The 20905-nt window shown below is 69.9% G+C and carries 20 protein-coding genes; 11 read left to right on the forward strand and 9 right to left on the reverse strand.

The annotated features are described in order from the left end of the window. Positions 1–51: 51 nt before the first annotated feature. On the forward strand, positions 52–921 hold the full coding sequence (locus CBM2586_RS08000; protein WP_115663746.1) for a DUF72 domain-containing protein: 870 nt from the start codon (positions 52–54) through the stop codon (positions 919–921). Between the two features lie 154 nt (positions 922–1075). Here CBM2586_RS08000 and CBM2586_RS08005 read toward each other — a convergent pair whose 3' ends face one another. Genes CBM2586_RS08005 through CBM2586_RS08030 form a run of 6 tightly spaced genes read right to left on the reverse strand, consistent with a single transcriptional unit; the run spans position 1076 to position 6935 of the window. Further along, positions 1076–1420 carry a Na+/H+ antiporter subunit G gene (locus CBM2586_RS08005; protein ID WP_115662107.1) on the reverse strand — a complete coding sequence of 115 codons (345 nt, stop codon included), beginning with the start codon at positions 1418–1420 and terminating at the stop codon, positions 1076–1078. An 11-nt stretch (positions 1421–1431) separates the two neighbouring features. After that, positions 1432–1704: a K+/H+ antiporter subunit F gene (locus CBM2586_RS08010; protein WP_115662106.1), complete on the reverse strand. Its 273-nt coding sequence runs from the start codon at positions 1702–1704 to the stop codon at positions 1432–1434. Further along, on the reverse strand, positions 1689–2192 hold the full coding sequence (locus CBM2586_RS08015) for a Na+/H+ antiporter subunit E (RefSeq protein ID WP_115687197.1): 504 nt from the start codon (positions 2190–2192) through the stop codon (positions 1689–1691). The genes CBM2586_RS08010 and CBM2586_RS08015 overlap by 16 nt, the downstream gene beginning before the upstream one ends. Continuing rightward, positions 2189–3736: a monovalent cation/H+ antiporter subunit D gene (locus tag CBM2586_RS08020; RefSeq protein WP_115687198.1), complete on the reverse strand. Its 1548-nt coding sequence runs from the start codon at positions 3734–3736 to the stop codon at positions 2189–2191. The genes CBM2586_RS08015 and CBM2586_RS08020 overlap by 4 nt, the downstream gene beginning before the upstream one ends. After that, a complete protein-coding gene (locus CBM2586_RS08025) occupies positions 3733–4119 on the reverse strand; it encodes a Na+/H+ antiporter subunit C (RefSeq protein ID WP_115662103.1) in 387 nt (128 codons plus the stop codon). Before CBM2586_RS08025 ends, CBM2586_RS08020 begins: the two co-directional genes overlap by 4 nt. After that, the gene (locus CBM2586_RS08030) at positions 4119–6935 is read right to left on the reverse strand and encodes a monovalent cation/H+ antiporter subunit A (RefSeq protein WP_115688696.1); all 2817 of its coding nucleotides are present in this window, start codon (positions 6933–6935) and stop codon (positions 4119–4121) included. The genes CBM2586_RS08025 and CBM2586_RS08030 overlap by 1 nt, the downstream gene beginning before the upstream one ends. A gap of 365 nt (positions 6936–7300) precedes the next feature. Here CBM2586_RS08030 and CBM2586_RS08035 point away from each other — a divergent pair, with 365 nt between their 5' ends. The 3 genes from CBM2586_RS08035 to CBM2586_RS08045 all read left to right on the forward strand — a co-directional run bounded on the left by CBM2586_RS08035 (position 7301) and on the right by CBM2586_RS08045 (position 10836). Beyond that, positions 7301–8737 (forward strand): amidase, encoded by a 1437-nt coding sequence (locus CBM2586_RS08035; protein WP_115687199.1) that lies wholly within the window; start codon positions 7301–7303, stop codon positions 8735–8737. Positions 8738–8766: 29 nt separating this feature from the next. Continuing rightward, positions 8767–9753 (forward strand): Bug family tripartite tricarboxylate transporter substrate binding protein, encoded by a 987-nt coding sequence (locus CBM2586_RS08040; RefSeq protein ID WP_172583259.1) that lies wholly within the window; start codon positions 8767–8769, stop codon positions 9751–9753. 285 nt (positions 9754–10038) lie between these two features. Then, on the forward strand, positions 10039–10836 hold the full coding sequence (locus CBM2586_RS08045) for a crotonase/enoyl-CoA hydratase family protein (protein ID WP_115662101.1): 798 nt from the start codon (positions 10039–10041) through the stop codon (positions 10834–10836). A gap of 30 nt (positions 10837–10866) precedes the next feature. On the opposite strand, the gene CBM2586_RS08050 is transcribed toward CBM2586_RS08045, so the two are convergent. Next, a complete protein-coding gene (locus CBM2586_RS08050) occupies positions 10867–11682 on the reverse strand; it encodes an IclR family transcriptional regulator (protein WP_115662100.1) in 816 nt (271 codons plus the stop codon). Between the two features lie 217 nt (positions 11683–11899). Between CBM2586_RS08050 and CBM2586_RS08055 the strand changes: the two genes are divergently transcribed. From CBM2586_RS08055 to purT, 7 genes are all read left to right on the forward strand, one after another. Continuing rightward, positions 11900–13078 carry a thiolase family protein gene (locus CBM2586_RS08055; protein ID WP_115662099.1) on the forward strand — a complete coding sequence of 393 codons (1179 nt, stop codon included), beginning with the start codon at positions 11900–11902 and terminating at the stop codon, positions 13076–13078. Between the two features lie 40 nt (positions 13079–13118). Beyond that, positions 13119–13883 (forward strand): SDR family NAD(P)-dependent oxidoreductase, encoded by a 765-nt coding sequence (locus tag CBM2586_RS08060; protein ID WP_115662098.1) that lies wholly within the window; start codon positions 13119–13121, stop codon positions 13881–13883. A gap of 26 nt (positions 13884–13909) precedes the next feature. Next, a complete protein-coding gene (locus CBM2586_RS08065; RefSeq protein WP_115662097.1) occupies positions 13910–14674 on the forward strand; it encodes a crotonase/enoyl-CoA hydratase family protein in 765 nt (254 codons plus the stop codon). Between the two features lie 89 nt (positions 14675–14763). Continuing rightward, entirely contained in the window at positions 14764–15765 is a 1002-nt protein-coding gene (locus CBM2586_RS08070; protein ID WP_115687200.1) for a Bug family tripartite tricarboxylate transporter substrate binding protein, read from the forward strand. Positions 15766–16057: 292 nt separating this feature from the next. Next, positions 16058–17227, forward strand: a complete 1170-nt coding sequence (locus tag CBM2586_RS08075; protein ID WP_172583310.1) for an MFS transporter — start codon at positions 16058–16060, stop codon at positions 17225–17227. A gap of 145 nt (positions 17228–17372) precedes the next feature. Further along, positions 17373–17852 carry a hypothetical protein gene (locus CBM2586_RS08080; RefSeq protein WP_115662094.1) on the forward strand — a complete coding sequence of 160 codons (480 nt, stop codon included), beginning with the start codon at positions 17373–17375 and terminating at the stop codon, positions 17850–17852. A 70-nt stretch (positions 17853–17922) separates the two neighbouring features. After that, on the forward strand, positions 17923–19128 hold the full coding sequence (purT, locus tag CBM2586_RS08085; protein WP_115662093.1) for a formate-dependent phosphoribosylglycinamide formyltransferase: 1206 nt from the start codon (positions 17923–17925) through the stop codon (positions 19126–19128). Between the two features lie 22 nt (positions 19129–19150). On the opposite strand, the gene CBM2586_RS08090 is transcribed toward purT, so the two are convergent. Both CBM2586_RS08090 and CBM2586_RS08095 read right to left on the reverse strand, forming a co-directional pair. Further along, positions 19151–20479 (reverse strand): mechanosensitive ion channel family protein, encoded by a 1329-nt coding sequence (locus CBM2586_RS08090; RefSeq protein ID WP_115662092.1) that lies wholly within the window; start codon positions 20477–20479, stop codon positions 19151–19153. An 81-nt stretch (positions 20480–20560) separates the two neighbouring features. Then, positions 20561–20878 (reverse strand): DMT family transporter, encoded by a 318-nt coding sequence (locus CBM2586_RS08095; protein ID WP_115662091.1) that lies wholly within the window; start codon positions 20876–20878, stop codon positions 20561–20563. Between the last annotated feature and the right edge of the window lie 27 nt (positions 20879–20905).

The following is a 20905-nucleotide window of genomic DNA, read 5'->3' on the forward strand; positions in this document are numbered from 1 at the left end:
CATGAACCGCGGCGCCGTCGATTGCAAAATGTACAGACCACGGGCATCACGATGATCCGGATCGGCATCTCAGGCTGGCGCTATGCCGGCTGGCGCGGCGTGTTCTATCCCGACGGACTGGCGCAGCGGCGCGAGCTCGAATACGCGTCGCGCGCGGTCGAGACCATCGAGATCAACGGCTCGCACTACGCGCTGCAGACGCTGAAAAGCTATCGCGCCTGGCATGAGGCCACGCCGCCGGGCTTCGTCTTCAGCGTCAAGGGCCCGCGCTACCTGACCCACATGCTGCGCTTTCGCGACGACTCGGCGCGGCCGGCGATGGCCAACTTCTTTGCCTCCGGCGTGCTGGCGCTGGAGGAAAAGCTGGGGCCGGTGCTGTGGCAGTTTCCGCCCAACTTCGGCTTCGATCCTGAGCGCATGGAACGCTTCCTGGCGCTGATTCCGCATGACACGCACAGCGCGCGCGAACTGGCGCGGCAGCACAACCGCAAGGTCAGGGAGCCGTGGTGCGAGACCCGGCGCCGGCGCCCGATCCGGCATGCGGTGGAAATCCGCCACGGCAGCTTCTGCACGCCGGAATTCCCGGCCTTGCTGCGCCGGCACCGGGTTGCGCTGGTCATCTCCGACGCCGTGGCCGACTGGCCCTATGCCGAGGACGTCACCAGCAATTTCCTGTACCTGCGCCTGCATGGCACCGAGACGCTGTATGGCGGCGCCTATTCCGATGCGGCGCTGGACCGCTGGGCCGCGCGGCTGGTCAAGTGGGCCAATGGCGGGGAGCCCGCCGACGCGCAGCGGATCTCGCCGAAACGGCCCCGCGCAGCCGCGCATCGCGACATCTACTGTTATTTCGATAACGACAAGAAGGTCAAGGCGCCGTTCGATGCGCAACGGCTGCGCGCGCGCATCGAGGAGAAATAGCGTTCGTCGCTGAATGCCAGGGGATCCGGCAGGTGCGCACGGATTGATGCGGTTACTTCGTGGATGCGCCGGCCCTCACCCCCGCTCCTCTCCCGCGAGCGGGAGAGGGGAGAAAAGCGCTCAACAAGTGCATGCCGTGGACACCGGCTTCCACTCAATCACGAATCCGCGGCATCCACCCGCTCCCTCGCGTGCGCGGGTCTACCGGCAGTTGCCGCTGCAGCGCGGCCTTGGCCAGCATATGGGCGCTGATCGGCGCCGTCAGGAACAGGAAGGCGGTCACCAGCAGCTCATGCAGGCTGGCGTCGCCGCGGAAGCTGAAATACGCCACCGAAGCCAGCACCACGCCGCCCACGCCGAGCGTGGTCGATTTGGTCGGCCCATGCAGGCGCATGAAGAAGTCCGGCAGCCGGAACAGGCCGATGGCACCGACCAGCATGAATGCGCTGCCCACCAGCAGCAGCGCGCAGACGATGAATTCGGCAATGGGATGCAGCATGGGCCTGGCTCCTAGTATTCAATGATATCGCCGCGCTGCAGGTACTTCGACAGCGCCACGGTGGCGACGAAGCCCATCACCGCGATCAGCAGCGCGGCCTCGAAAAACACCGCGGAATCCAGGCTGATGCCCAGCACCACGATCAGCGCGATGGCGTTGATGTTGAGCGTATCGAGCGCGACGATGCGATCGGGCAGGCTCGGTCCGCGCAGCAGCCGGAGCAGCGTCAGCAGGAAGGCCAGGCCCAGGATCACCAGGCAGACCGGAATCACGATGGCAAGCATTGGAAGATCTCCTTGAGCGGGGCTTCATAGCGCGACTTGATCAGCGCGACCAGCGCGGCCTCTTCCTCCAGATCCAGCACATGGACCAGCAAGGCGCGGCGGTCGTCGCTCAGTTCGGCGCACAGCGTGCCGGGGCTGAGCGAGACGATGCTGATCAGCGCGGTGGTGGCGAGTTCGTGTTCGACGTCGAGCGGCACCACGATAAACGCCGGGCGCAGCCGCGCGGTGCGTCCGAGCACCATCACCGCCACCTCCAGGTTGGCCTTGACGATGTCGATCAGCACGTGGCAGCTCAGGCGCAGGATCAGGTCCGGGCGCGACAGGCGGAAGGCGCCCAGCACCAGCCAGCGGTCGGCCAGCCGGCCGATGGCCCAGCCCAGCGCCGCGCCCAGCAGCCAGTGGCCGGGCGCCACGCTCTGCACCAGCATCAACCACATCAGCAGCAGGATCACGCTCAGCCAGGGATGGGGCAGCAGACGGCGCATCATGGCGCGCCCCGCTCGCCGGGCAGCACCACGCGCAGGTAGGCGGCGCGGTCCAGCAGTTGCGCGGCGGCGTCCGCCACGTAGTCGCTGACCGGAGCCGCGCCCACCGTCAGCGCCAGGTTGCCCGCCAGCAGCAGCATGCAGCAGGCCAGCTTGCGCGCATCCGGCCGCAGCCGCAGGCGCGCCGCGCCCGGATGGTCTTCATCCAGGTATTCGGCGCCTTCGGCAATGCGCTGCGCCTCATGCGGCAGGCGCCACAGCAGCCGCGTGCCGGTGCGCGAGACCGCGATCAGCAGCAGCAGGCTCGAGCCCAGCACCGCCGGCCACAGCAGCGGCATCCACGGCGCCGGCGTGGCGCGCAGGATCATGGCCTTGCCGAGGAAGCCCGACAGCGGCGGCAGCCCCACCGCCGCGACTACGCCCACCAGGTACAGCAGCCCGGCCAGGCGCGAGGCAATGACCGGCGCGCCGTCGGCACGCGCGGCTTCGGGCTCGAGTGCATCGGCCAGCAGGAACAGCGCGGCGGTGCACAGCGTGGTGCTGAGCAGGTAGTACAGTGCCGCGGCCCAGCCGGCCTGGCTTTGCATCGACACGCACGCCGCCAGCAGCCCGACCGACGCCACCACCAGGTAGCTGGTCATGGCGCGCAGCGCGGTCGCGGCCAGCGCGCCCAGCGCGCCGACCGCCAGCGTGGCCAGCGCCAGCGCGAACACCCAGTCCTGCAGGAACGGCCCCAGCAGCCCCTGCGCGCCGCCGAAGATCAGCGCATCGCAACGCAGCATGGCGTAGATGCCGACCTTGGTCATGATGGCGAACAGCGCCGCCACCGGCCCCGCCGCGCTGCCATAGGCGCGCGGCAGCCAGAAGTACAGCGGGAACAGCGCCGCCTTGAGCGCGAACACCAGCATCAGCATCGCGCCCGCGGCCACCGCCAGCGGCAGGTCCGCGGCCGGCAGTCCGGCCAGGCGCAGGCCCAGGTGCGCCATGTTGAGCGTGCCCGAGAGCCCGTACAGCACGCCGATCGCGACCAGGAAGAACGACGACGCCACCAGGTTCAGGATCACGTAGTGCAGCCCGGCGCCGACGCGCGCGCGCCCCGCCCCGTGCACCAGCAGCGCGTACGAAGCGATCAGCAGGATCTCGAAGAAGACGAACAGGTTGAACAGGTCGCCCGCCAGGAACGCGCCGTTCAGGCCCATCAGCTGGAACTGGAACAGCGCGTGGAAGTGCCGCCCCTGGCGCGCCGTGCCCTCGCCCGCCGCGGCCAGTGCCGCAAGCGCCAGCAGCGCGGTCAGCGCCAGCATCATCGCGCCGGTGCGATCCAGCTGCAGCACGATGCCGAACGGCGCGCTCCAGTTGCCCATGGCGTAGACCGCGATCTCGCCGCCGGCGGCATGGCGCAGCAGCAGCACCGCCACCGGCACCAGCAGCAGCGTCGGCACCGCGCTGGCCAGGCGCTGCGCGTGCAGCCGCTGGGCCGGCATCGCCGCCAGCAGCGCGCCGGCGAACATCGGGATCAGGATGGGCAGCAGCACGGCATGGTTCATGGCCGCGGCTCCTTGTCGCCAGCGGCGCCGCCTGCGGCGGCGTGGCCGTCGCGCGCCTCCGGCTGGCTGGCGGCGTCGACATGGTCGCTGCCGGTCAGCCCGAGCGAGCGCAGCGCCAGCACCACCGCGAACGCGGTCATGCCGAAGGCAATGACGATGGCGGTCAGCACCAGCGCCTGCGGCAGCGGATCGGCATAGCTCGCGCCCGGCGCGATCACCGGCGGCCGGCCGATCGACAGGCGCCCCATGCCGAGCAGGAACAGGCTGACCGCATACGACAGCAGGGTCAGCCCCAGCACCACGGTGAACACGCGCTCGCGCAGCAGCAAATAGATGCCGGCGGCGCTCAGGACGCCGATGGCGATGGCGTAGAGCGCGGCCATCAGTCGTCCTCCGTGGCCCGTGCCGGCGGCAGGTTGCGGACGCCCAGGTGGGACACGATCACCAGCGTGGTTCCGGTCACGGTGCAGAATACTCCCAGGTCGAAGATCATGGCCGTGGCCAGCTCCACCTCGCCGATGCCCGGCAGGTGAAAGTGGCCGAAGGCGGTGGTCAGGAACGGATGACCGAAGGCCAGGCTGCCCAGCCCGGTCAGCCCCGCCAGCACGATGCCGGCGCCTGCGATGGCGCGGTAGTCCGGCGCGATGCGGGCTTCGGTCCAGCGCACCCCGCTGGCGACGTACTGGAGCAGCAGCGCCACCGAGGTGATCAGCGCCGCGATAAAGCCCCCGCCCGGTTGGTTGTGCCCGCGCAGCAGGATAAAGGCCGCCACCAGCAGCGTCAGCGGCAGCATCAGCCGCGCCAGCATCGCCAGCAGCAGCGGATGCGCCTGGCTGGTCCACGGCAGGCCGTCGGGAGCCGCCGACGGCGTCGGCAGGCGCATGCCCTTGAGCAGCGCCTGCACCGCCAGGCCGGCGACCAGCAGCACGCAGATCTCGCCGAGCGTGTCGAAGCCGCGGAAGTCCACCAGCAGCACGTTGACCACGTTGTGCCCGCCGCCGCCCGGCACCGACTGTTCGATGTAGAACGCCGACACCGGGTCATACGGCCGCGTCATCACCGCGTAGGCCGCCACCGCCAGCAGCGTGCCGCCGCCCAGCGCCAGCACGGCGTCGCGCAGGCGGCGGCCGGCGCGCGGATGGTCGTGCGGATGGTCGTTCGTTTCGCGCGGCAGGTAGAACAGCGCCAGCACCAGCAGCAGGATGGTCACCACCTCGACCGAGATCTGGGTCAGCGCCAGGTCCGGCGCCGAGAAGCGCAGGAACACCAGCGACACCATCAGCCCGCAGCCGCTCAGCAGCACCAGCGCCAGCAGCCGCTGCCGGTGCGCCGCCACCACCGCGATGGCGCACAGCGCCAGCAAGGCCAGCGTGGCGGCGCCGATCGGGTCGATGGCGCCGGCCGGCACGCTGCCGGCCAGCGCCGCGAGGTCGGCCAGGAAATACGCCGGTACTGCCAGCATCGCCAGCAGCATCCAGGCGATATAGGTCGGCAGCGAGCCGTCTTCGAGCCAGCGCGTGACCGCCGCGGCAAAGCGCTCCAGCGCGCGCATGCCATGCTCGAACGAGCGCCGCGCGCTCAGGTGCTCGATCGCCTGCTGCCAGCGCCGCAGCGCGTCGCGGCGCAGGAAGAACAGGGTCGCGCCGCCCGCCATCGACACCAGGCTCATCATCAGCGGCAGGTTGACGCCGTGCCACAGGTTCAGGCTGTACTCGGGCAGCGGCGCGCGCAGCGTCGCCAGCGACGCGGCCGCGAGCAGGTCGCCGACGGTGTAGGCCGGCACCAGCCCGACCACCAGGCAGATCACCACCAGGAACTCGACCGGCACCTTCATGAAGCGCGGCGGCTCGTGCGGCGGGTAGTTGGGCAGGTCGGGCTGGCCCCCGCCGAAAAACACGCCGTAGATGAAGCGCAGCGAATACGCCATGGTCAGCGCCCCGGCCATGGTCGCCGCCGCCGGGATCACCCAGTTGAACTCGCCCAGCAGCCCTTGCGCCAGGGTCTCGCCGAAGAACATTTCCTTGCTGAGGAAACCGTTGAACAGCGGCACTCCCGCCATCGACAGCGACGCCACGATGGCCAGCACCGCGGTGTGCGGCATATAGCGGGCCAGGCCGCGCAGGCGGTCCAGGTCGCGCGTGCCGGTTTCATGGTCGATGATGCCGGCGGCCATGAACAGCGAAGCCTTGAACACCGCGTGATTGATGATGTGGAAGATCGCCGCCACCGTGCTGAGCTGGGTGTCGAGGCCGAACAGCAGCGTGATCAGGCCCAGGTGGCTGATGGTGGAATACGCCAGCAGGCCCTTCAGGTCGCGCTGCAGCAGCGCCAGCCCGGCGCCGACGATAAGCGTGGCCAGCCCCGTCATGCTGACCAGGTAGAACCAGCTGTTGGTGCCGTCCAGCACCGGATAGAGCCGCGCCAGCAGGAACACGCCGGCCTTGACCATGGTGGCAGAGTGCAGGTAGGCCGAGACCGGGGTGGGCGCGGCCATCGCGTGCGGCAGCCAGAAGCTGAACGGAAACTGCGCCGACTTGGTGAACACCGCCAGCAGCACCAGCACCAGCATCGGCAGGTACAGCGGGTGGTGCTGCACCTTGCCGGCCTGCGCCAGCACCACCGACAGCTCGAAGCTGCCGCAGATATGGCCCAGCAGCAGCACCCCCGCCAGCAGCGCCAGCCCGCCGCCGCCGGTCACCGCCAGCGCCATGCGCGCGCCCTGGCGCGCATCGGCGCGCCACGACCAGAAGCCGATCAGCAGGAACGACAGGATGCTGGTCAGTTCCCAGAACACCACCAGCAACAGCAGGTTGCCGGCCAGCACCACGCCGAGCATCGCCGCCATGAACAGCAGCAGCAGGCAGAAGAAGCGCACCGCCGATTCATTGCGCGCCAGGTAGTAGCGCGCATACAGGATCACCAGCAGCCCCACCCCCAGCACCAGCAGCGCAAACAGGAAGGCCAGGCCGTCGAGGCGCAGCGACAAGTCCAGCCCCAACGCCGGCAGCCACGCCACGCGCCAGCCCAGTGCGTGGCCCGGTTGCGCGAAGACCTCGCCGCGCAGGCTCAGCAGCAGCAGCAGCGCGGCCAGCGGCAGGCCGATGATGACCGGTGCCAGCAGCCGCGCGGCACGCGTGCCGATCAGCCACGCCAGCGCCGCGGCCAGCAGCGGCAGCGCAATCAGCAGCGGCAGCGCCATGCCTGCCACCATCAACCGTTGCCGGGGTGCGCGGCCGGCGCCTGCGAGCCGGCCGCGCGCCGCATTGCCGGCCGCACCGCGGGGCGGGTGGCGGGATGAAGGCAAAGATGGGGTGGTCGGACAGTCGGGGCGTTGGTCATGTTCTGGATTCTCCCGGCAGGCGATCGCGGCCGTTACTGTCCGGATTCTGCCGGCATTGTGCAGGCGGTGCCAGTCAATTGGCGCGATTTGCAAAAAAATCAATCGTATCGCCCCAGGAACCTGAAGGCGTGTCGCGATGGGCATGCCGCGCGCCGGTGCCAGGCACGGCAAGTTGTAAGATGGCGGGACACGGCCACGCCCCGGCCGTCCGGAGAGCCCCACCCATGAGCGACGCGCTTTGCCTTGCCAGCGCTGCCGAACTGCAGCAACGCATCCGGCGCAAGGAGATATCCCCGGTCGAACTGACCGCCGCCGTGCTGGACCGTGCCGCGCGGCTGCAGCCTTCGCTGAACTGCTTCATCACCTTGTGCGCGGACCAGGCCATGGCCGCCGCGCGTGCGGCCGAGGCGCAGGTGATGGCGGGCGCGCCGCTGGGCGCGCTGCACGGGATCCCGTTCACGGTGAAGGACATCGTCAACACGCGCGGCGTGCGCACCACCTTTGGCGCGGTGCCGATGCGCGACCATGTGCCCGCCGAAGACGCCGTGGCGGTGGCGCGGCTGCGCGCGCAGGGCGGGATCCTGATCGGCAAGACCACCACGCCGGAATTCGGCTCCAAGTGCCTGACCGATGCGCCGCTGTTCGGGCGCACCCGCAATGCCTGGCATGCCGGGCGCACCAGCGGCGGCTCCAGCGGCGGCGCGGCGGTGGCGGTGGCGAGCGGCATCGCCCCGCTGGCGGTGGCCACTGACGGCGGCGGCTCCACCCGCATTCCGGCCGCGTGCAATGGCGTGGTCGGGATCAAGCAGAGCCAGGGCGTGGTGCCTCACAGCCAGGCCCAGGACCTGTTCGGCAACCAGACCTACGTCACCCCCACCACGCGCACCGTGGCGGACACCGGCCTGATGCTGCAGGCCATGGCCGGCGAGCATCCCTGCGATCCGTGGTCGATCGGCGTGCCCGTGCCCGACTATGTCGAGGCGGCGCGGGCACACGGCGACCTGCGCGGCCGCCGCATCCGCTATTGCCTGGCGCCGCCGGGGCGACCGGTGGCCGCTGACGTGGCGCGCGCGTTCGAAGCCAGCCTGGACCCGTTGCGCGCGCTCGGCGCGGAACTGGAACCGTTCAGCGGCGACGGTTTCGACATCGAGCCAGTCTGGCGCACCATCAACCATACGGTGTGGCGCACGCGCTTTGCGCCGATCGTGACGCAGCACCGCGACGCGCTGAGCCCGACCTTCGTGCGCCAGGTCGAATCCGCCGCCGCCTTTACCGCGGTGGAATACCAGCAGGCCATGTTCGCGCGCTCGCAGCTGTTCCTGCGCGTGCAAGCGTTGCTGGCCGACGCCGACTGGCTCGCCATGCCCACGCTCACGCGCACCGCGCTGCCGCTGGAGCAGGACCTGTTCGGCCAGATCGACATCGACGGGCAGGCCTGCCCCGATGTGCGCGCAAGCTGGTTCCCGTGGACCATGCCGTTCAACCTGACTGGCCATCCCGCCATCAGCCTGCCGTGCGGTTTTGGCCAGGACGGCCTGCCGCTCGGCCTGCAGCTGGTGGGACGGATCCGCGGCGATGCCGCGCTGCTGCGCGCCGCCGCGCTGTTCGAATCCGTGCACGACTTCACCGGCCGGTGGCCTGCCCTGCCCTGGCCACCCTGATCGACTTGCCCCATGACCTGCCGACTGCCATGACCCAATCCTTCCGATCGAGGCGCCGCCTGCTGGCCGCTGCCGCCGCCTCCGCCCTCGTCCTCACCGCGCCAGCCAGCGCGGCTGACGCCGAGCCGATGCATATCATTGTCGGCTATGCCCCCGGCGGCGCCGCCGACAGCCTGGCCCGGCTGTATGCCGAGCAGCTGCGCCAGGATGGCCATGGCACGGTGGTGGTCGAGAACCGCCCCGGCGCCTCCGCACGGCTCGCGCTCGACTACGTGAAGCGCTCCAGGCCGGATGGCAAGACCGTGTTCATTGGCCCTTCGCCGCTGTTCACCATCTTTCCGCTGACGTACAAGAAGCTCTCGTACGACGCCGACAAGGACCTGGTGCCCGCTGCGGTGCTGACCGATGTGCCGACCGTGGTCGCCACGGGCGTTCAGCAGCCCTACCAGAACATGAAGGAATACGTCGGCTGGGCCAGGCGCAACCCGGGCGGCGCCAGCCTGGGCCTGGCCACCATCGGCAGCGCCGGCCACCTGGGCACGGTGGCGCTGGGCAAGGCCGAAGGGATCGCGATCACGCCGGCGGCGTACCGTGGCGCGGCGCCGATGCTGGTGGATGTGGTCAGCGGCAATGTCTCGATCGGCTGGGACGCGGTGGCCAGCATGATGCCGCTGTACAAGGGCGGCAAGCTGCGCTTCCTCGGCGTCAGCGGCACGCGCCGCGCCAAGGCGCTGCCCGAGGTGCCCACCATGAAGGAACAGGGCTTCAGCCAGTATGAGTACGCCACCAGCTGGTACGGCGTGTTCCTGCCCGCCGGCACCCAGCCGGACGTGGTGGCGCAGGTCGAAAAGATGTTCCTGGCGGCATCCGCCAATCCCGCCACCGCGGCGAAGCTGGAAGCGCTGGGGCTGGAAGTGGCGGCACGCCCGGGACAGGAAGCGCGCCGCCGTATCCAGCTGGAGCGCGCCGCGTGGAAGCCGATGGTCGAGGCAAGCGGCTTCCAGGCCGAGGACTGAACCGGGCCGCCCCTTCCCCCGTGCTGCGGCATGCCGGATTTCACCGGCAAGCTGACCCGCACGACGTCAACAAGTCGCCGAGTCGTCCATCGGTTTCAGCGGCACATGCTGGGCAGGTCCTGGCCGCGGCGGCCCTCGACACCTCGAACGGAGGCGCGGCCGGCCCACGCGATCAATATCCAGTGGATATCGCGCTGCAAGAAATGAATATTGGACGCAGCCGGCCAGGGTCGCTTAGCCTTGGCGCCAGGACAGACCCCCACATCCCTACCCGGAGCCCCCGACATGAGCCAGTTCCTTCTCTACCAACAGCAGGACCACATCGTCACCCTGACCATGAACGAGCCCGAGCGGCGCAACCCGCTTACCGGCAACACCGCGGTGGCGGAGTTCCTGGCGGCGATCGACCGCATCCACGCCGACCGCAGCGTGCGCGCGGTGGTGATCACCGGTGCCGGCACGGCGTTCTCGTCGGGCGGCAATATCAAGGACATGGAGCGCCAGGCCTCTGGCACGGTGCCGGGCATGGAGATCCGCCAGGACTACCGCTGCGGCATCCAGCGGCTGCCGCTGGCGCTGTTCAACCTGGAGGTGCCGGTGATCGCGGCGGTCAATGGCGCGGCCATGGGCGCGGGGCTGGACCTGGCCTGCATGTGCGATATCCGCATTGCCTCGGAACGCGCGCAGTTCGCCGAGTCCTTCGTCAAGCTCGGCATCATTCCCGGCGACGGCGGCGCGTGGCTGCTGCCGCGCGTGATCGGCCTGTCGCGGGCGGCGGAGATGACCTTCACCGGCCAGCCCATCGACGCCAGGCTGGCGCTCGAATGGAACCTGGTGTCGCGCGTGGTCGCGCCCGAGGCGCTGCTGCCCACCGCCTATGAACTGGCCGGCCGCATCGCCGCCAATCCGCCGCACGCGGTGCGGCTGGCCAAGCGCCTGATGCGCGAAGCGATGCATACCCGGCTGGATACGCTGCTGGAACTGTCGGCCGGCTTCCAGGCGCTGTCGCACCAGACCGCCGACCACCGCGAAGCGGTGCAGGCCTTCCTGGACAAGCGCACGCCGGTCTTTACCGGCAACTGAAGCGGCCGCCGGAATCTCGCCGGCGTGGCCCTATCCCGCCACGCCCAGTGCACCTTCGACATTGCGCACCAGGCTGACCAGGCGGGGGCCGATGTCCTGTTCCAGCTGCCTGCTCTGCTGGCTGAATACCGGCACCGACGCGGCGAAGATCCACGCCTCGCCGTCGCGGCGCGTGCGCAGCGGCACGGCCAGCGATTCCACCTCGCGGTGCAGGTCGCGATGGCCGCGGCAGAAGCCATGTTCCTGCAGGTCGCGAGCGGCATCGTCCAGGCGCGCCTGCAGCCAGTCGGCGCGCGGCGGGTCGGCGGCGCGCAGCTGCGCCAGGTAAGCGTCGCGCTCGGCCTGGTCCAGCCGCAGCAGGTAGGCGCGGCCCGAGCCGGTGCGCGCGACCGACACGCGCGTGCCGACTTCGGGCCGGAACACATGGCTGCCGACGCCCTGCGCGATCTCGACATAGGTCAGCGCATGGCCGCTGCCGACGATCAGCTCGACCTGTCCGGCGATATGGTCGGCCAGTTCCTGCATCGCCGGCCGCGCCAGCTGGCGGATGGTCATGCGCGCCAGCGCCGGCGCCGCCAGGTTGATCAGGCCGACGCCGGGCACATAGCGCGACAGGCGCTCCGAGTAATGCAGCAGGCCCAGCCCGCAGAGCGTGTCGAGCAGCCTGAACAGGGTCGGCTTAGCCAGGCCGGTGCGCTCCATGAGTTCCCGGCTGCTCAGTTCCTGCACCGTCGGCGAGAAGCAGTTGAGGATCGAGACGCCGCGCGCCAGCGCGCTGACAAGACGTGCCTCGCCGTCGGCATCGGCGGACGGCTGAGCTACGGCGGCATGTGGAGCATTAGTCATCGCAGGGCCTGAATCTGAAGGTTTTTTGATACACGTGTCTCAAAACACGGATGTTGCCCTTCGTGTTTTCGAAAGTCAAACCTGGTTTTTTGCGTTTACATAGCGATTTTCCGACGCCAGAATCCGAATTCATCGTATCGGACGAGCACTTTTCGATACAGACGTCTCACTATCCCAGCCACGAATCGCAACGCTCAGCATTCTCAGGAGACTCCGCATGCAACAAGCCGTCATCGTCGACGCCATCCGCAGCCCGATGGGCCGCGCCAAGCCGGGCTCGGCCTTTACCGAACTCCATGCCACCGAACTGCTGGCGCAGGTGCTCAAGGCGCTGGTGGAGCGCAACCGGCTGGACCCGGGACTGGTCGACGACGTCATCACCGGCTGCGTGACGCAGGCCGGGGAGCAATCCGCCGGCCCCGGCCGGGTGGCGTGGCTGGCGGCGGGGTTCCCCGAGCACGTGCCGGCCACCACCATCGACCGCAAGTGCGGCTCCAGCCAGCAGGCGGTGCACTTTGCCGCGCAGGGCATCATGGCCGGCGCCTATGACATCGTCATCGCCTGCGGCATCGAGTCGATGAGCCGGGTGCCGATGGGCTCGGCGCGCATCGGCCAGAACCCCTATGGCCCGTCGATGGAAGCGCGCTACGCGCCGGGCCTGGTATCGCAAGGGGTCGCGGCCGAGCTGGTCGCCGCCAGGTACGAGCTGTCGCGCGAGCAGATGGACACCTACTCGGCGCGCTCGCACGAACTGGCCGCCGCCGCGCGCGAAAGCGGCGCGTTCCGCCGCGAGATCGTCGGCATCGGCACGCCCAACGGCGTGGTCGAGCACGACGAGACCATCCGCCCCGGCACCTCGGTGGAGAAGCTGGGCACGCTGCAGGCGTCGTTCCGCAACGACGAGCTGAGCGCGCGTTTTCCGCAGATCGGCTGGAACGTGACCGCTGGCAATGCCTCGCAGATCAGCGATGGCGCCGCCGCAATGCTGCTGATGAGCGAAGCGATGGCGCAGCGTCTGGGTTTGAAGCCGCGCGCGCGCTTCGTCGCGTTCGACGTCTGCGGCGACGATCCGATCGCGATGCTGACCGCGCCCATTCCCGCCAGCCAGCGCGCGATCAAAAAGAGCGGCCTGACGCTGGACCAGATCGACCATTACGAAATCAACGAAGCCTTTGCCTGCGTGCCGCTGGCGTGGCAGCGCGCGCTCGGCGCCGACCCGGCGCGGCTGAACCCGCGCGGCGGCGCGATCGCGCTGGGCCATCCGCTGGGCGCCTCGGGCGTGCGGCTGATGACCACCATGCTGCATGCGCTGGAAGACCGCGGCCAGCGCTATGGCCTGCAGTCGATGTGCGAAGCCGGCGGCATGGCCAATGCCACCATCATCGAGCGCCTGTAAGCGGCGCTGCCCCATCCCGACCCCATCAAGGAGACACACCATGAAACTGACCAATATGTCCGCCGTCGTCACCGGCGGCGCTTCCGGCCTGGGCCTGGCCTGCGTGCGGCGCCTGGTGGAACGCGGCGTCGACGTGGTCATCGCCGACCTGTCGGAAGAGCGCGGCAACGCCGTGGTCGACGAGTTCGGCGGCAAGGTCCGCTTCGTCAAGGCCGACGTCACCGACACCGAGCAGATGAACGCGGTCTACGACGCCGCCGAGGCCATCGCCCCGCTGCGCGCGCTGATCCATTGCGCCGGCCTGGGCGGCCCGGTGCGCGTGGTCGAGAAAGACGGCTCGCCAGGCTCGCTGGAAAAGTATGAGTCGATCGTGCGCATCAACCTGATCGGCACCTTCAACGCGCTGCGCCTGGGCGCCGCGCGCATGGCGAAGAACGAGCTGGTCGACGGCGAACGCGGTGCCTGCGTGCTGACCGCGTCGGTGGCTGCCTACGAAGGCCAGATCGGCCAGATTCCCTATGCCTCGGCCAAGGCCGGCATCGTCGGCATGACGCTGGTGGCCGCGCGCGACCTGGCGCAGCGCGCGATCCGCGTCTGCACCATCGCCCCGGGGCTGTTCGACACCCCGCTGCTGGCCAAGCTGCCGGAGAACGTGCGCGCCTCGCTCGGCGCCATGGTGCCGCACCCGGCTCGCCTGGGCGCGCCCGATGAATACGCCTCGACCGCGCTGCACATCCTCGAGAACCCCATGCTCAACGGCGAGACCATCCGCCTGGACGGCGCCATCCGCATGGCCCCGCGCTGAGCGGCGGACCAGACAGGAGACAACTCATGAGCGATACCCTGCTGAAGGAAATCCGCGGCAACGTGATGGTGCTGACCATCAACCGCCCCGAGGCCCGCAACGCGATGGATTTCGAGACTGCCACGGCAATTGCCGCGGCGCTGGATGAGCTCGACGCGCGCGACGACCTGAGCCTGGCGGTGCTGACCGGCGCTGGCGGCACCTTCTGCTCCGGCATGGACCTGAAGGGCTTCCTGGCCGGCAAGCGCCCGAGCATTCCCGGCCGCGGCTTTGGCGGCGTCACCGAGCAGCCGCCGCGCAAGGTGCTGATCGCCGCGGTCGAGGGCTATGCGCTCGCCGGTGGATTCGAGCTGGTGCTGGCCTGCGACCTGGTGGTCGCCTCGCGCGCGGCGAAGTTCGGCCTGCCCGAGGTCAAGCGCGGCCTCGCCGCCGCCGCCGGCGGCCTGATCCGCCTGCCGCGCCGCGTGCCATACCACGTGGCGATGGAATACGCGCTGACCGGCGACATGCTGCCGGCCGAGCGCGCCTACGAACTCGGCCTGGTCAACCGCCTGACCGATGCCGGCGGCGCGCTCGACGCCGCGCTGCAGCTGGCCGGCGCGGTCGGCGCCAACGGGCCGCTGGCCATTGCCGCCAGCAAGCAGGTGGTGGCGCAGTCCGGCGACTGGACCCGCGAGGAAATGTTCGTGAAGCAAAAGCCGCTGATCGACCCGGTGTTTACCTCGGCCGACGCGCGCGAGGGCGCCGCCGCCTTCGCCGAGAAGCGCAAGCCGGTGTGGACGGGCAAGTGAAAGCTCCCGCCCCGACCTGAGAACGGCCGGCCGCAAGCCGGCCGTCCTGTCCTTGCCAAGCAGCACATAAACATTCGTGGAGGAGACCCATGACACCCAAGCTGCCCGTATCGCTGTCCCCTGCCAGCGCGGCACTGCTGCTGGCCGCCGCCGCGGCGCTGCCCGGCATGGCCCCTGCCGCCGCCCACGCCGCGGCCTGGCCCGAGCGGCCCATTACCATCATCGTGCCGGGCGCACCCGGCGGCACCACCGATATCCCGACGCGGCTGGTGGCGCAGAAGCTGTCGGCCATCCTGGGCCAGCCGGTGGTGGTCGACAACAAGCCCGGCAGCGGCGGCATCATCGGCACGCAGGCCTTCACGCGCGCGGCGCCGGATGGCTACACGCTGCTGGTCGGCAATACCGGCTCGCATGCGATCAACTACAGCGCCTACAAGCAGCTGTCCTACCAGCCGCAGGATTTCCTGCCGCTGACCGACCTGATTTCGTTCGCCAACGTGCTGGTGGTCGGCGCGCAGGCGCCGGTGCGCAGCGTGGCCGAGCTGGTGGCGCAGCTCAAGCAGTCTCCGGGCAAGTATTCCTATGCCTCGGCCGGCATCGGCCAGACCACGCACCTGACCGCGGAACTGTTCCGCCTGCGCACCGGCACCGAAGTCATCCACGTGCCGTACAAGGGATCGACCCCGGCCACCACGTCCGTGCTCTCGGGCGAAACCACCTTCATGTTCGACAACCTGACCCAGGCGCTGCCGCAGATCCGTGCCGGCAAGCTGCGCGCGCTGGCGGTGACCAGCGCCGAGCGCCTGCCCGCGCTGCCCGACGTGCCCACCATGGCGCAAGCCGGCGTGAAGGACTTTGTCGTGATGGGCTGGCTGGGCTTCTTCGCCCCGGCCAGGACCCCGCCGGCGGTCGCCGCGGCGCTGCAGGAGGCGCTGGGCAAGGCCATGCGCGATCCCGAGGTGGCGGCCCGCTTCCGCGGCATGGGCGGCACCCCAGGCGGCGAGCCGCAGCCGCAGTTCGCCGCGCTGGTCCGCGGCGAGATCCAGCGCTGGGGCGAGACCATCCGCGCGTCAAAGGTCAGCCTGGACTGATTGCCGGGCCTTGCCGGGCCGCCTTTGCCAAACCGGAAGGCGGCCCGGCCCAAAGCCAAATTGACACGGCCGGGCGCCGCGGCATACCCTCGCCTTACCCCGCGGTATATTCAGTGCCCGCTTAAATCCCAGACATTGCGGACATGGAAGGCGCCCGGGGCTCACAACGATAACGATAACCGCCGCGACCAGACCTACCGTGCCCCTCTCCCACGCACCTTCCCCGTCTTCATCCCCGTCCCGCTTCGAGGGCCTGCGCCCGGCGCTGCCGATCCTGCTCGGTGCTTCGGTGATGCTGAGCCTGGCCATGGGCTTGCGCCAGAGCCTGGGCATCTTCATGCCGCCGCTGACGCGCGATATCGGCATCTCGGTGTCGGATTTCACCGTCGCCATCGCCGTGCAGAACCTGGCCTGGGGCCTGCTGCAGCCGCTCGCCGGCGCCTGGGCCACGCGCATCGGCTTCCGCCCGCTGATGATGGCGGGCTCGCTGCTGTACGTGATCGGGCTGGTGCTGCTGGCGACCGCGCACAGCATGGTCGGCGTCACGCTGGGCGCGGGCGTGGCCATCGGCGCATCGATGGCCTGCACCGGCAGCGCGCTGGCGATGGCGGTGGCGGCGCGTCCGGTGCCGGCGGCGCTGCGCAGCACGGTGCTGGGGCTGGTCTCGGGCGCCGGCTCGCTGGGTGCGCTGCTGGCGGCGCCGATCGGGCAGATGGTGACGCAGGCCTACGGCTGGCGCACCGGGCTGGCGGCCTTCGTGCTGCTGGCGCTGGTGATGCTGCCGGCGGCATGGTCGGCCGGGCGCGTCGACCGGCTGCCGCTGGCGACGCCGGCGGGCATCGGCCAGGACAACGCGCGCCAGGCGCTGGGCACCGCGCTGCGCCACGCGCCGTTCGTGGTGATGGCGCTGGCGTACTTTGTCTGCGGCATGCAGCTGGTGTTCCTGACCACGCACCTGCCGTCGTATCTCGATGTGTGCGGCATGGACCCGATGCTCAGCGCCGAGGCCCTGGCCGTGATCGGCGGCTTCAACGTGCTGGGCAGCATCTTCTTCGGCTGGGCCGGCGGCCGCTTCAACAAGCTGATGCTGCTGGGCGGCATCTATACGCTGCGCTCGCTGGCGCTGACGTGGTACTTCTCGTCGGCACCGACGCCGCAGAGCACGCTGGTGTTCGCCGCGGTGATGGGCTTCCTGTGGCTCGGGGTGGCGCCGCTGGTGTCAGGCTGGATCGCCGAGACCTTCGGCCTGCGCTGGCAGGCAATGCTGGGCGGCGTGGCCTTCTTCAGCCACCAGATCGGCAGCTTTGTCGGCGCCTTCGGTGGCGGGCTGGTCTATGACGCGCTCGGCTCCTATACCGTGGCCTGGCAGGCCGGCGTGGCGCTCGGGCTGGCGGCGGGGCTCGCGCAGATCGCTTTCGCGGTGGTGACGCGGACGCGGCCGCCGTTGATGGCGACGTCCTGAGCGCGGCGGCGGTAAGAACGGGCGCGCATTGTAAATCTGCCGTCACGCGGCGCCCGCACGGCCCGGCACCGCGCGGCGGACGCTGCTGGAACGGTTCATGCCTGTCTGCGCAGAGACGCAACGCCCAGACCCAAGGAGGGCCCCCATGACCTCGACCGAACAGGAAATCCTGGTGTGCGGCCCGGAGGATGGCCGCTGGCATCTGGAAATGCGCACCGGCAAGGGCGCGCCGGAGCGGCTCGACGGCGAGTTCGACTCGCCCGAGATGGCGATCGCCGGCGCCCAGCAGGTCTATCCTTCGATTCCGGTACGCGTGACCGATATCTCCGGAGCGCCGGCCCCGTCGGCGCCCGCGCATGAGGGCTCGCTGACCGACTACCACTACGGCGGCCACGGCGTGACCCGCGACGAGAAGCTGAGCGGCCGGGCCCACCCGTCCAGCGACACCTCGCAGCCGCCGCCAGGCCCGCATCCCTACCAGCCCACCGATCTCGGCAACCTGCCCCCGGGCACGCCGCGCCACGGCATGTACGGCGTCGCGTCGAGCCCGGCCGAGGCCGAGGCCGCAGACCGCCAGGACCAGGCGGCGCGGCGCCCCGGCGGCGCGCGCGACGCCGAAGACTAGGCGCGGCGGCGCCAGGGCGGACGCCAGCAGTACAATTCCGGTTTTCCTTTCGCCTTGCAGCGCTGCCGCCATGACCACCCTCGGAACGCCCCTCTCCCCCTCCGCCACCAAAGTGATGCTGCTCGGCTCCGGCGAGCTCGGCAAGGAGGTGCTGATCGCGCTGCAGCGCCTGGGCGTGGAGACCATCGCCGTCGACCGCTATGACAACGCGCCCGGCCACCAGGTCGCGCATCATGCGCGCACCATCGCGATGAGCGATCCCGACCAGCTCAAGGCGCTGATCGAAGCCGAAAAACCGCACCTGGTGGTGCCCGAGATCGAGGCCATCGCCACGCCGATGCTCGAAACGCTGGAAGCCGCCGGCACCGTGCGCGTGATCCCGACCGCCCGCGCCGCGCGCCTGACCATGGACCGCGAGGGCATCCGGCGGCTCGCCGCCGAGTCGCTCGGCCTGCCGACCAGCCCTTACAAGTTCTGCGATTCGCTCGAGGAACTGCAGGCCGCGATCGATGGCGGCATCGGCTACCCGTGCGTGGTCAAGCCGGTAATGAGCAGCTCGGGCAAGGGCCAGAGCAAGATCGACGGGCCCGCGGGCGTCAAGGCGGCGTGGGACTACGCCATGGCCGGCGGCCGCGTCAGCCACGGCCGCGTGATCGTCGAGGGCTTTATCGATTTCGACTACGAGATCACGCTGCTGACGGTGCGCGCGGTGGGCGCCAGCGGCCAGGTGGAGACGCAGTTCTGCGCGCCGATCGGACACGTGCAGGTCAGCGGCGATTATGTTGAAAGCTGGCAGCCGCAACCGATGCATCCGGCCGCGCTCGGCAGCGCCCAGCGCATCGCGCAGGCGGTCACCGCCGACCTCGGCGGCCTGGGCCTGTTCGGCGTCGAGCTGTTCGTCAAGGGCGAGCAGGTCTGGTTCAGCGAGGTCAGTCCGCGCCCGCACGATACCGGCATGGTCACCATGGCCACGCAATGGCAGAACGAGTTCGAGCTGCATGCGCGCGCCATCCTAGGTTTGCCGGTCGACACCGCGCTGCGCAGCCCCGGCGCCAGCGCCGTGATCTACGGCGGCGTGGAGGCCCGTGGCGTGGTCTTTGACGGCGTCGACCAGGCCTTGCGCGTGCCGCAGACCGAGGTGCGGCTGTTCGGCAAGCCGGAAAGCTTCGCCCGCCGCCGCATGGGCGTGGCGCTGGCCTATGCCGACGATGTCGACACCGCGCGCACGCGCGCCAAGGAGGCCGCCAGCCGCGTGCGCCCGCGCGCGGTCGGCTGAGCCGCGTTCCCCCGCATCGCCGCTACATCGGGTGGCTGCCCGCGGCGGCCCCGTTGGCCGGGGCATGCTGGAGCGCCTGCGCCGCTGCCACCTGCGCGGCGGCCAGCACCGGCGCAATGCGCACGCCGTTCAGGTCGGCGCCCGACGGCGCCTGGTACAGCCGCAGCCCCAGTTCCGGCAGGATCGCCAGCAGGTGGTCGAACACATCGCCCTGGATGCGCTCGTAGTCCATCCAGGCAGTGAGCGCGGTGAAGCAGTAGATCTCGACCGGGATCCCCTGCGAGTCCGGCTCCATCATGCGCACGTTCAGCAGCAGGTCGTGGTGGATCTCGGGGTGCGCCTTCAGGTAGGCGATGCCATAGGCGCGGAAGGTGCCGATATTGGTCAGCCGGCGCCGGTTGACCGGGTCGTTGCCGGCGGCGATCAGCAGCCGGTTGGCCTCGTCGACCTCGCGCTGCTTTTCTTCCAGGTAGTCGTGCAGCAGGCGGAAGCGCATCAGCGCGTGGACCTCGCGGTCTTCCAGGAAGCGCACGCTGCCCGCGTCGAGCCGCAGGGTGCGCTTGATCCGGCGCGCGCCGGACTCGAACATCTGGCGGTAGTTGCGATAGCTCTCCGAGAACAGCTTGTAGGTCGGGACCGTGGTCACGGTGTTGTCCCAGTTCTGCACCTTGACCGTATGCAGCGCGATGTCCTTGACGTAGCCGTCGGCGTTGCACTGGGGCATCTCGATCCAGTCGCCGATGCGCAGCATGTCGTTGGAGGTCAGCTGCGTGCTCGCCACCAGCGACAGCAGCGTGTCCTTGAACACCAGCAGCAGCACCGCCGACAGCGCCCCCAGGCCGGACAGCATCCACAGCGGCGAGCGGTTGATCAGGATCGACAGCACCAGCACCGCGCACACCAGCCCCAGCCCGAGCCGGCCCACCTGGATATAGCCCTTGATCGAGCGCGTCTGCGCCCGGCGGCTGCTGGCGTACACGTCCTGCCAGGCGCCCAGCACCCCGCCCAGCATCAGGAAGAAGCACACCCACAGGCCGGCATGCGCGAGGCGCTCTACCGCCAGCGCATAGCGGCCCATGTGCGGCACTTCGCCAATGCCGACGGTGATCACGGCAAAGCCCACCGCGTAGCCGAAGCGCCGGTAGGCGCGATGGCGCGTCAGCGCCGTGCTCCACGGGGTCTTGCCCCACACCTTCAGCAACCGGTGGGCGAGGCGCGACATGACATGGCCGAACAGCCATTGCGCCAGCGCGGCGATCAGCACCAGCGCCACCAGGTACAGCGCGATCTGCGCCCACGGATGGGCGGGAATACGTTGCTGGAAGAGCTCCAGCAGGGCATCGAAATTCATGGCGGGGCGACTCTGGCCTTGGACTGGGCCAGATAGTGTACCGAACGCGCCCGCCACCCCCGCGTGCCGTGCGGATGCGGGCTAGGCCGGCAGCAGCTTCAATCCGCCGATGCCGACGAAGATCAGCCCGATCAGCACCAGCCGCAGCGGCGACGCGCTCTCGCCCAGGAACACGATGCCGGCCAGCGTCACGCCGATCGCGCCGATCCCGGTCCAGATCGCATAGGCCGTCCCCACCGGCAGGTCCCGCAGGGCCGCGCTGAGCAGGTAGATGCTGGCCAGCGCCGCGCCGATGCCCAGCGCGGTCGGGCCGACGCGGGTCCAGCCATCGGTATGCTTGAGCGCCAGCGCCATCACGATCTCGATCAGTCCTGCCAGCACCAGCAGCGTCCACGCCATTGCCATGTTTTCCTCCGCGTCTGCCAT

This window comes from Cupriavidus taiwanensis (assembly GCF_900250115.1).
Classification (GTDB): domain Bacteria; phylum Pseudomonadota; class Gammaproteobacteria; order Burkholderiales; family Burkholderiaceae; genus Cupriavidus; species Cupriavidus taiwanensis_B.